The 11,988-nt window shown below is 40.8% G+C and carries 8 protein-coding genes; 6 read left to right on the top strand and 2 right to left on the bottom strand.

The genetic code is table 11. The annotated features are described in order from the left end of the window. Positions 1-231: 231 nt before the first annotated feature. Positions 232-1,578: a histidine phosphatase family protein gene (locus ACWNM1_RS29015; RefSeq protein WP_449603704.1), complete on the bottom strand. Its 1,347-nt coding sequence runs from the start codon at positions 1,576-1,578 to the stop codon at positions 232-234. A 214-nt stretch (positions 1,579-1,792) separates the two neighbouring features. Here ACWNM1_RS29015 and ACWNM1_RS29010 point away from each other — a divergent pair, with 214 nt between their 5' ends. From ACWNM1_RS29010 to ACWNM1_RS28985, 6 genes are all read left to right on the top strand, one after another. Further along, positions 1,793-4,291, top strand: a complete 2,499-nt coding sequence (locus tag ACWNM1_RS29010; protein ID WP_449603703.1) for a GH39 family glycosyl hydrolase — start codon at positions 1,793-1,795, stop codon at positions 4,289-4,291. 282 nt (positions 4,292-4,573) lie between these two features. Further along, entirely contained in the window at positions 4,574-5,923 is a 1,350-nt protein-coding gene (locus ACWNM1_RS29005; protein ID WP_449603702.1) for a glycoside-pentoside-hexuronide (GPH):cation symporter, read from the top strand. Positions 5,924-5,972: 49 nt separating this feature from the next. Next, entirely contained in the window at positions 5,973-7,076 is a 1,104-nt protein-coding gene (locus ACWNM1_RS29000) for an alpha/beta hydrolase (protein ID WP_449603701.1), read from the top strand. Positions 7,077-7,444: 368 nt separating this feature from the next. Then, a complete protein-coding gene (locus ACWNM1_RS28995; protein ID WP_449603700.1) occupies positions 7,445-8,434 on the top strand; it encodes an ABC transporter ATP-binding protein in 990 nt (329 codons plus the stop codon). Next, the gene (locus tag ACWNM1_RS28990) at positions 8,406-9,179 is read left to right on the top strand and encodes an ABC transporter permease (protein ID WP_449603699.1); all 774 of its coding nucleotides are present in this window, start codon (positions 8,406-8,408) and stop codon (positions 9,177-9,179) included. The genes ACWNM1_RS28995 and ACWNM1_RS28990 overlap by 29 nt, the downstream gene beginning before the upstream one ends. Positions 9,180-9,307: 128 nt before the next feature. Beyond that, positions 9,308-10,447, top strand: coding sequence for a 5-methyltetrahydropteroyltriglutamate--homocysteine S-methyltransferase (locus tag ACWNM1_RS28985; protein ID WP_449603698.1), 1,140 nt, complete (start codon positions 9,308-9,310; stop codon positions 10,445-10,447). Between the two features lie 357 nt (positions 10,448-10,804). Here the strand turns inward: ACWNM1_RS28985 and ACWNM1_RS28980 are convergent. Continuing rightward, positions 10,805-11,988, bottom strand: a 1,184-nt coding sequence (locus tag ACWNM1_RS28980; RefSeq protein ID WP_449603697.1) for a coenzyme F420-0:L-glutamate ligase, incomplete at its 5' end; no start/stop codon positions are given.

Raw genomic sequence — 11,988 nt, 5'->3', positions numbered from 1 at the left:
CTTTGCTAGCGATTAAGTTACCTGCCATAGGTTGAAGGATAGCTCCGAATATACCACCTGAAGCTACCGTAATTCTCACATTCCCCAATTCATTTCCTTGAGATCTTTATTCAAATGAACAGGAAGTCAATTTAGTGGGAAGGGTAAAGGGAGGGGGCAGTCTTGCTGCCCCCTCCCTTTAATTTGGTACACACCTGTCTTATGCAGACAGGTGTGCACCAGTTCTACTTCTTAATGTGAAAGTGCCTTGCCCTTTTCCAAATAGCTGGTGTCGCCGACTTTTCCTACCGTAAACTTGCCGTTCTCCCATTCCACGATCGTCACGCTGGAATTCGGCAAACCACCTTTGCTCATATCCCAGGCTTTAGGGTCAAGCCCCATGACCAAATCCAAAATGGTGATGCCGTGGGAAACGACTATGATATTCTTTTTCGACCCTTGGTTATCGGCAATGATCTGGTCTACTGCCGCTTTCGTCCGGGCGAAAACCTGAGCCATGTTTTCTCCGTTCACCGAGGTGTAATCGAGTTTCTGGAACGAAGCAACGTTTGTATGCTTCATAATATCTGCTTGATAAGCGCCTTCCAAGTCACCGAAGTTCATTTCTCTCAACCGCTTATCCGTTTTCAGAATCATGTTTCGGCCTTCCAAAATAGTATCGGCCGTAACTTCCGCACGTCCGCTCGAGCTGCTGTATGCTGCGCTGAACGGAATGTCATGCAAGCCTCGTGCCAGGTCCTCGGCAACCTTGATGCCTTCTTCCGTGAGCGGAGCATCCGAGAAGCCCTGCATCCGTTTTTGCACGTTAAACAGCGTTTCGCCGTGACGAACGAAGTAGAACGTGAGCTTGTTTTGGCCGTTTTCCGCATAGCTCTGATCGCCGACTTTTTGCACCGTGTATTTGCCGTCTTTCCACTGAATCTTCGTTACGCTCGAATTCGGCAAGCCGCCCTTGCTCATATCCCAGGCTTTCGGGTCGAGACCCATGACCAAATCGAGAATGGTGATGCCATGCGAAACAACAAGCACATTCCCGCCTTTTGTTTTGTTTGCTTCAACCATTTGATCCAGCGATGCTTTAGCCCGCTCGAACACGCCTTGCATATTCTCGCCGTTCACCGAGGTGTAATCGAGTTTCTGGAACGAAGCAACATTTGTATGCTTCATAACATCTGCTTGATAAGCGCCTTCCAAGTCACCGAAATTGATTTCTCTCAACCGCTTGTCTTTGATCAGCTTGAGATTGCGGCTTTCAAGAACGATATCGGCCGTGTCGCTTGCCCGTTCGCTCGTACTGCTGTACGCGGCAACGAACGGAATGTTCTTCAAGCCTCTGCCTAGATTCTCGGCTACTTCAATTCCTTTCTCTGTTAGAGGAGAGTCGGAGAACCCTTGCATCCGTTCTTGTACATTAAATATCGTTTCTCCATGGCGTACCAGATAGAAAGTAATCCCTTGATCTTGATCTTCCTTTTTAGCGGTATTATCTGCATTTGCACCAACATTGCCTACACTAAATGAACTTAAAACAAAGAAAGCCATCATGACAGTAAATAACTTAGATAAACTCTTGTTCATATACATATCCCCTTTACTATCTATTTTGAAAGCGTTAACATTGTAATTATATCGAGGGCCTTAAATTCAAAATATCCATTTTTTAAGCAAAATTAAGGCTTATTTTTTCGTGTTTCGTATGAATGTGAGATGTACTTATATATCCAAATTAAAAAAAGCTATTATATAAAAATTTATTTGCGGAGTATAATGCTAGGATGAAGAGAGGTGAACGGTGGCTTTGGATTACATTTATGAAAGCATTCAAATGAATAATGATTTGCCAATTAATATATTTCTTCATAATGCGCAATTTGTGGAGGACCACTGGCATGACAGCATAGAGTTACTGTTCGTTCTCAAAGGGAAAGTCGATGTCTATATTGAAAAGAAAAGATTTACCCTACAAGAAGAGGATGTCTTGATCATCAACAGCAATGAAATTCATTCCATTCAATCCCATGAGAATAATTTGGTGCTTGCCTTGCAGATTCCCATTTCATTCATTAAAACTGAATTTGCAGATATCGATCAAGTTAGGTTCCTGTGCAAATCCTTTCTATATGGAGAGGAAGAGCAAGAAAAATTTAATGAAATTCGCTCTTTATTAGCCGAAATGATGTGGGTATATAACAAAGAAAATTATAGCTATGAGCTTAAAATAAAGTCGTTACTATTCCAGCTAATTTACGTACTGCTTTGGAAATTCAGAGAGAGTCGCGAAGATAATAGTAGTCGAATTGGTTCGAAGTACACAGAGCGTATGTTAAGTATCGTGAACTACATCCAAGGCAACTATATGAAATCACTTAGCTTGTTCGATATTGCGGAGCAGGAACACTTATCAGTTCCATATTTGTCTAGTTTTTTTCAGAAAAGTATGGGGAAGTCCTTTAGTCAGTATGTCAATCAGCTTCGATTGAAGCATGCTGTCAGAGATATCACTTACACGGATCATTCCATTACTCAAATTGCTATGGACCATGGATTTCCGAGTTTAAAATCATTTCACAAGGTGTTTAAGGAAGTTTATAAAATAACACCGATTCAATACCGTAAGGATTTGCAAAGGTATGTGGAGCATGAAAACCTGCCTTCAAATGATTATGCAACTTACTTGGATTTTGATCGTGAGAATGCGTATGAGGCTTTGTTCAAGTATTTGCCTTCACCTGATCAGCAAACAGCCGATAAGACGCTTGATAAAGGTGTAGTCACAAAAGAAATTAAGGTGCATCTCTCCGGTAAGAGTACGTTGATTAAACCTTATTGGCGAAAAATATGTACGATTAGCAAGGCGAAGGAAATTTTAATGAGTGAAGTGCAATCGCATTTAAAGTTGATTCAGGAAAAGGTCCAGTTTAGTCATATTAGGTTTCATGGGATATTTGATGATGAGATGATGGATTATCGCGAGGATGCACAAGGCAATCCGATTTTTAATTTCTTCTATGTCGGACAATTAATAGATTTCATACGAAGCATTGGACTTCGCCCTTATATTGAGTTTGGCTTCATGCCTAAAGATTTAGCGAGTAGTGAGTCTTCTTTCTTCTATAAGAAGAGTAATCTGAGTAAACCCAAGGACATAGGGCAGTGGAGAAAGCTCGTGGAGCAATTACTTTTGTTCTGCAAAAACCGTTATGGCGAAGAAGAGATGAAGCATTGGTATTTTGCTTGCTGGAATGAACCTGATTTGCAAGTTTTTTGGCCAGATGCGTTCGAAGATTATGGCGAAATGTATATTCAGACTTATCAAGCTGTTAAAGCTAGCTGCCCTAAATTCCAAATGGGGGGGCCAGATCTTTTTTCAGAAACGGTATATCAAGAGTCTTGGTTAGATCATTATTTAGATTTCTGTATCACAAATCATTGTATTCCCGATGTTATTTCGTTCCACAGTTATCCAGTACGAGAGCAGCGAGTAGTAGATAAACCAATATCTTGGATACATTTAAGTAACGATAATTATTTAAATGAAACGATTCATTTGTTAAAAGATAAACTGAAAGCAAAGCTCTCGCAAGTGCCTGATGTTCAAGTAACGGAATGGAATTCAACACCATTTCACCGCGATTTGACGAACGATACCTGTTATAAAGCAGCCTATATTGTGAAGAATGTACTAGAGAATTTAGATGAACTGCAGAGCTTAGCTTACTGGTCCTTGACGGACTTACTGGAGGAGTTGCCACCAGCAGAGGAACCCTTTCATGGTGGATTGGGCTTAGTAACGAGCAATGGAATTCTTAAGCCAGGTTATTATGCTTATGAGTTGTTAGGCAAGCTTGGTGATCGCCTAATGGAGCTCGGCGCTGGATATTGTCTCACAAAATCGTCGCAAGGCTATCAATTGATGGTGTACCATTATTGTCATTTTGATCGATTGTATGGTACGTCTGATTCACTAGGAATTGACGCTTTGAATCGATATCACGTCTTCAAAGACACGAATAATTTAGAGATGAGTTTTGTAATCCAAGGAATACCAAGTGGTGTATACAAGCTTCGTCAAACTACGATAAATCGGGATCACGGCAGCGCCTATGATACATGGCTTGAGATGGGTGCTCCAAGTTCACTTGATGCAGATGAAGTGGCCTATTTGAATCGTAAGGCTGTACCCAATCAAGTGAGGAAGACGATTGATATCCAAAGTTCGCTCGATATTAAATGTAAATTAAACCCTCATGAAGTTCGATTATATGAACTATGGCCTGTGTATGATGCATAGTGCTTTTAAATGAAATCTAATAGCTTAAAAAATAACTATATAAATCAATACACTCAAAAAGGGCTGACCCTAGCATCCATTTCATGGATTTGGGTCAGCCTTTTTTTATGATTTTATTGAAAGCGCTTAATTTACTAATCCTAAAAATCATGAAATTTGGTCTATTTTTGATTAAGAAACGGAAAGTTGAAAGGATGAAAATTGTCTATAATCACAAATGTAAGGGGTTACAATATGGTTAGTCGAAGCTTCCTTACCATGATATTTACAGGGGGTACATGTATGAATAAACAAGTTTCATGGAAAGAAAGAATTAGTTATGGTCTAGGAGATACGGCTTCTAATCTTATTTTCCAGACGGTTACCTTATATTTAATGTTTTACTACACGGATGTATATGGGTTGAATGTTGCAGCTGTAGGAACCTTATTCCTTTTAGCGAGAATTATTGATGCGTTCGACGGACCGATATTTGGAGTCTTAATTGACCGCACGACTTCGAAATATGGGAAATCCAGACCCTGGTTTCTTTGGTTATCGATTCCGTTCGCGGCAATTGCAATTCTTGCGTTCCTGTCGCCGGATTTCGGGGATACAGGAAAATTGGCTTACGCGTATATTACCTATATTCTACTGAATGTTTTATACGCAGGTATTAACTTGCCACTCACTTCGATTTTGCCAAGCATGTCGAGTGATTCACAGGAAAGAACGGTAGTGTCATCGGTTCGTATGATTCTGGCGCAAGTAGGAGCTATATTTGTCAGTATTGCGACACTGCCTCTTGTTGATGCGTTAGGAAAAGGCGATCAAAAGCAGGGTTTTATGTTAACGATGATGATCTATGCTGGTGTAGCAGTCGTATTTTTCTTGATTACATTTAAAAATGTAAGGGAACGTGTTCAAGTTGAAGGCAATCGTCCCGTCCCTTTTAAAGAAGGAATAAAGGCAATTAAAGGGAACACACCTTGGTGGATCCTTTTGGCTACTGGCCTGTTCGTATTTATCGGAGTTACAGCAAAGGGTCCTGCTACTATTTATTACTTTAAATATAACCTAGGTAGAGAAGACTTAATTCCGCTTGTTAATGGCCTTAACGTTCTAATGTTGCTTGCGATTATACTAGTTCCTTATTTTAGTAAGAAATTAGGTAAACGCAATGTGGTCTTTACGGGGATGATCATTGGTATTGTAGGGCAAGTCATTATCTATCTAGGTGCACAGATGATGTCTGTTCCGCTTGCATTAACGGGTGTCATAATCAGTAATTTTGGTGGGGGCTTTGCATTTGGTCTACTGTTCGCGATGATTGCTGACACGATTGATTATGGAGAATGGAAATCAGGAGTAAGGGCACCAGGCTTACTATCTGCCGCAAGCAGTTTTGGTGCTAAGTTCGGAATGGGGCTCGGGGGTGCGATTGCAGCTTGGGTTCTAGCGTTAGGGAAATATGTACCGAATCAAGCGCAAGCGCCATCGGCTTTACTAGCAATTGAATTCAATTTTGTATGGTTACCCTTAATTGCGAATGTCATTGTTATTCTATTATTCCTGTTCTATAAGCTAGATAAAGATGAGCCCCAAATGATTAGTGACTTAAAAGCTCGTAGAGGCCCGGGAATTGGAGCCTAAATAAGAATTAATTAAACCTAAGAATTTAACTAGGGGGATGAAGGATATCATGGGAAAATATCTATATGAAAATCTGTTGGCGGAACTAGAGAGACGGACAGAGGTTAAGAACGTCAAAGGTCTAGATATGATAATTAAAAAGCTTCCAGATTCAGATGCTGAGGGAGAAATGGACGCTCGTGTTTTGCAGACAACAATCGAAAGTGCTGAAAAGATGGCTGCGATGGGCAAGCCACCTGAGGGAGAGTTCGATTTAATGGCAATGGTTCAGGGGATGCGTGCAATGATGGGCTCGCCGAATACAGATGTAACAACAACGGATATTCGTACAGAATCGAGAGAGATAGAAGGTTCAGAGGGCTCAATCCCAGTTCGGATCTATTCTCCAGCTGAAGGCTCGAATGTCCCGGCGGTAGTCTTCTTCCAAGGTGGTGGTTTCCTGGGAGGTACTTTGGATGTAGTGGAGAATCCTTGTAAAGCAATTGCGGAGAAAGCAAATGCAGTTGTTGTTTCGGTGGATTACCGCCTTGCACCTGAGCATCCGTTCCCTGCAGGATTAAACGATTGCTTTGATGCTGTTACCTGGGTATATGAGCATGGGGCAGAACTGAATGTAAATCCGAATCAAATCGCAGTATGTGGCGATAGCGCAGGTGGGAACTTATCAACGGTATGCGCGATGAAGGATAGAGATCTAGGAACACGTATGATTAAATTCCAGGCTTTGCTTTATCCGACGGTGAACATGGCTGGGGCAGCGACGGATGATTTCGAATGGAATATCGAAGAGTACACGATTAACAATCATCATGAGCTGATCAAGGGACTATTAATGGGTATGGGTGATATGACGTCTATGCTGGACAATATTTATTTACAAGGTAAGATTCCTGCAACAAGCGCCTATACTTCTCCCTTAGTAGTAGAAGATTTAAGCGGTATGCCTGACACGTTAATTATTACTGCACAGTATGATTATTTGACACTTGAGTGTGAAGCCTACGCTAGAAAACTACAACGTGCAGGCGTTAATACACAGTATATCCGATATAATGGAATGGACCACGCGTTCATGGATAAAATCGGCGTTTACCCACAAGCAGAGGATTGTATGAACGAAATTGCTAGAGGAATTAAGCGCATTTTCGGATAATAACGTGCATGGTAATATAAAAGATCGCTCTCCTTATCTTGTCTAATCAGCAAGATGAAAGAGGGCGATTTTTATTAAAATCTCACCACTTCCTTATTATTAACACACAACTTTTTTAGTACTGAGAAATTTGAATGTTCAGCAAGCCTTAGTATTAGTTTTTTTCGTGAAGAAAATAAGATTCCAGACACATCTCAAGAGCTGTGTCTCTTTGACGTGCTTGTATAAATACGCGCTATCCCAAATCTCATTCCTCAGACGGAGAAAGTATCCATCTGGAGCCAGTTATCTAAATTTAGATACTCAAATAAAATAAATTTAACAATGGAATCACTCTTTTAAATCGTACGGGAGAGGATGGTTATAAGGTGGAGAAAATTATAGTAGTACGGGGGATTAGCAAGGTCTACGAGAAAAGAAAGACGAAAGAGAAAATACATGCCGTTCGTGATGTTTCTTTTCATGTAAATCGTGGAGAGGTTCTCGGTTTACTAGGCCCCAACGGTGCTGGGAAAACATCAACGATAAAGATGCTCTGTGGTTTGTTAGAATCGGATGGGGGTTCTATATCCATTAATGGCTTAGATATTTGTAAGAAGAGACTCAAAGCGCTAGAGCATATTAGTGCTGTATTAGAAGGGAACCGGAATTTATATTGGCGTCTTACGGTTCGGGAAAATTTAGAATATTTTGCAGGTAACCGGGGGTACTCTCGGAAGCAAATTGCAGATCAGACAGATAAATTATTAGAGCAATTCAACCTTAAAGAAAAGGAGAATGAGCTGGTTAATGGATTATCTCGGGGGATGCAACAAAAGCTGGCAATCGCTGTGGCGCTATTAGCTAATACGGATGTCATCTTGCTGGATGAGCCAACGCTCGGTTTGGATGTTGAGGTTAGTTATGAATTACGAAATATTCTAAAAACGATAGTGAGGGAAGAGAAACGTACGATCATTATTAGCTCACATGATATGCCTGTCGTTCAGGAGCTGTGTGACCGTGCTATTATCATTAACAAAGGTGAGGTTGTGATTGACGACAGGGTGGAGAATTTACTTAAGTTATTTGAAACAAGAGCATATTCCATTAAATTAGGTGAGCAATTAAGCCCTGAACAGGAGAACAAACTTTTGAGTATATTCCCCTTAAGTACTTATAAAGCAAGCTCTCATGAAACGATTGTGGAAGTAAATTTAGAGCATGGTCAGGATATCTACGAGTTGTTCGATCTTTTGAAAGAGGAAGGAACGATGGTGGAAAGTATCGATCGTATAACCATTGATTTTGAACAAGTGTTTATTCAGATTGTGAAAGGAGGGAAGAACCGTGAAATGGCTCCATTTGTTCAATGCTAATTTTCGTAAGGAATATATTGAGATGAAACGTTATCTACCGAACACAATCGCGTTAGTAGTCACTTTTTATATTATATTTCTGGCTGCATTTTTTGGAATTATGTTCATAGGAGATCCAGCCAGCTTTGATACGAATGTCCAATATTCAATTGTCAGTGTGGTCTTTTGGAGCTTAACGATGATGACGATGAATTTTATTGGTTATTCGGTAATCACAGAAGCGACGCGTGGAACGTTAGAGCAGTTATATATGTCTCCCATGGGTGTGTGGAAAATTATGCTCACGCGGATCGTCAGTCAATTGGGCTTACAGTCCGTCATTATGATTCTCTTGCTGTTTGGTGCGATGCTAACCTCGGGACAATGGTTGAGTCTTAATCCCATGACAACGATCCCAATCATTATAGTTACTATGATAAGTATGGTAGGCGTTAGTTTTATGATTGCTGGTTTGGCTATTATTGTGAAACAAATTCAAGCATTTCTACAGATTTTCCAATTTGTTTTGATGGGACTTGTATTTGTTCCGATCACTGTAGCTCCGTTTTTAGCTTTTGCCCCATTCGTTAAAGGCGTGAATATGGTAAGAACGGTGATGCTGGAGAATCTAACGTTAAGGGATCTATCTTTATCTGACTATGGCGTATTAATATTAAATTCGCTGGTTTATTTGATTCTAGGGCTCGTTGTGTTTGATCGCTGTGAGAAAATAGCCATGAAGAAGGGGCTTCTGGGGCAATACTAGCGTACACAATCGTTTATTTATTAGGTATAGCTAATACTTATAACCTGCCATAACTCATTGGTGTAACGGTATAGGCAATCGGATATGCTATATTAATTTTAATAATTTGTTCACGAGGAGATTAATATATGAGCACTCAAACCGAACCTAAAAAGCGAACCGTTACTCCATTTCGATATGATATTGTTGGCAGCTTCCTGCGTCCTCAAGCGTTGAAAGAGGCTAGATTAAAATTCAAGAACAGCGAAATTACTGCCGAGCAGTTGAAGGAAGTAGAGAACGACGAGATTGTGAAGCTCGTGCAAAAACAAAAAGAGGTTGGTCTTCAAGCTGTAACCGACGGCGAATTCCGCCGCTCTTGGTGGCATCTCGACTTCTTCTGGGGTTTTGATGGTGTAGAGCGGACCATTGTTGATCAAGGCTACCAATTTAATGGCGCAGAATCCAGACCAGAAACCGCACGACTGACCGGAAAAATAAGCTACAGCAGCCACCCTTTTGTAGCGCATTATGAATTCTTAAAAGGTGCTGCTGGTGAGGATGTTGTTGCGCGTCAATCGATTCCTGCAGCAGCGCAATTCCTGTTTGAGCTGGATCGGGTAGAAAATAAGGAAAGCACGAATGAATTATACCCGAATCGTGAAGAGCTAATTTCGGATATTGCCAAAGCATACAAAGCGTCAATTCTTGCCTTTTATGCAGCGGGCAGCCGCAGCATTCAAATCGACGATTGCACGTGGGGAGCACTGTGTGACGAACAGTTTATAGCATTTATGAATCAGGTTGGTGTGAATGTAGCTGAATATGCGAACGAGCTTGCGAAGTTGAATGAAGAAGTGGTGTCCGGTCTGCCGGAAGATCTCGTTGTAACGACACATGTATGCCGAGGCAATTATGTTTCTACTTATGCTGGAGTAGGCGGAGGTTATGAACCTATCGCGCAAACACTTCTGAACATCAATAACTACTCAGGTTACTATCTGGAGTTTGATACTGAACGTGCAGGTGACTTCAAACCATTACGCTTCCTAAAAGACAATCAGCAGGTCGTGCTTGGCCTATTCTCTTCCAAATTTGGTGAGCTTGAAAGCAAGGAAGATATTCTGAAACGTATTGAGGAAGCGAAGCAATATGTCGATCTAAACCGGATTTGCCTGAGCCCGCAATGTGGCTTTGCTTCCACGGAAGAAGGTAACCACCTTACAGAAGAGCAGCAATGGCGCAAGCTTGCTTATATTAAAGAGATTGCTGAAGAGATCTGGAATTAACTCTAATTAAAAAGTAGACAGAGACAATACACCTTTAACCATTCGGATGTTCATCCGTACGGTTAAAGGTGTATTTTGATTTAAAGAGTGTACATGGATTTACTTGGCGTGCTGTCACTATACCAGTGGATTGAGAGTAATTAAGGAAAAGCTCCCTAATAAAAGCCGATAATTGCTTTAAATGAATGGAATCAGAGAATTTCTCCCTGAAAATCGGACCCAAATATACCTTTACCGCTAAATTAGTTGAATTTTAGGGAAAAATTCCCAATCTATCAATGCTTTGATATGAAAGAGGGCACCGCAAAGTAAAAAAAAGGGAAGTCTCGTAGAGGAGACTCCCTTTTTGTATTCATCCTATTTTGTATAGTTATCGAAATAACCTTGGATATAAATCATTGGTGTTCCTTTATCGCCACTACCAGAAGTTAAATCAGATAATGAACCAATTAGGTCCGTTAATCTACGAGGAGTAGTCCCTTGTGCTTCCATCGCACCAACCAGGTCATCATTTTTATTCTGGATGTATTTAGAAATGGCTTGTTTCAGCTCCTCACCACGAAGATGAGAGAAGTTGTTATCGGCCAAATATTTCAATTTCACTTCATTTGGTGTTCCATCAAGTCCGGCAGTGTAAGCAGGGGATACAACTGGATCTGCGAGCTCCCAGATTTTTCCTACTGGATCTTTGAATGCTCCATCGCCATAAACCATAACTTCTACAGTTTTACCTGTAATTTCTTTGATTTTTGCTTGGATACCATCTACGATAGGTTGGCAGTTGTTTGGAAATAGCTTTACGCTTTCTTCTGTTGCTTTATTGGATCCTAGCAGACCATAGGCTTCGTTAAAGCCACTGCCATCAATGGATTGTGTAAGAATATCATCCAAGCCAAATACTTTTTCAGCACCGTTGTTTGTGAGAATGCGTTTGGTTCTGAAGCGAGTGTGAATATCGCAAGTTAATACATTTTTTGTATAGTTTAAAATGGTTTTTGGGTTGTTGGAGAAGATGACTTCGCAAGCCACACCTTCAGCTTCAATCAAACCTTTATAATATTCGATATAGTCAACACCTGTGAATGGGTGCTTAATATAGCCGAAAAACTCACGGAATTGAGCCTCTGTTAACACATCCGTCCATGGATTAACGCCCTTAGCATCTAATTCGTCGATGTCTACAAGATGGTTGCCCACTTCATCAGATGGATAGCTTAGCATTAAGACTACTTTTTTTGCTCCTTTGGCAATTCCACGCAAGCAGTTAGCAAATCGGTTACGGCTAAGGATTGGGAAAATAACACCCACAGTTTCTTCACCGAATTTTGCCTTTATATCAGCAGCAATATTATCAATTGTCGCATAGTTTCCTTGTGCCCGAGCCACAATGGATTCCGTTACGGTTACAATATCACGATCCTCGATCGAGAAACCTTCGACTGTTGCTGCATTCAATACCGTTTGCACTACGATTTCTTCAATGTTATCCCCATTGTTAATGATAGGCCCACGGAGTCCACGTACCACTGTTCCAACTACTC

Source organism: Paenibacillus sp. Marseille-Q9583 (assembly GCF_976954365.1).
This window is presented reverse-complemented; position numbering and strand designations above follow the sequence as displayed.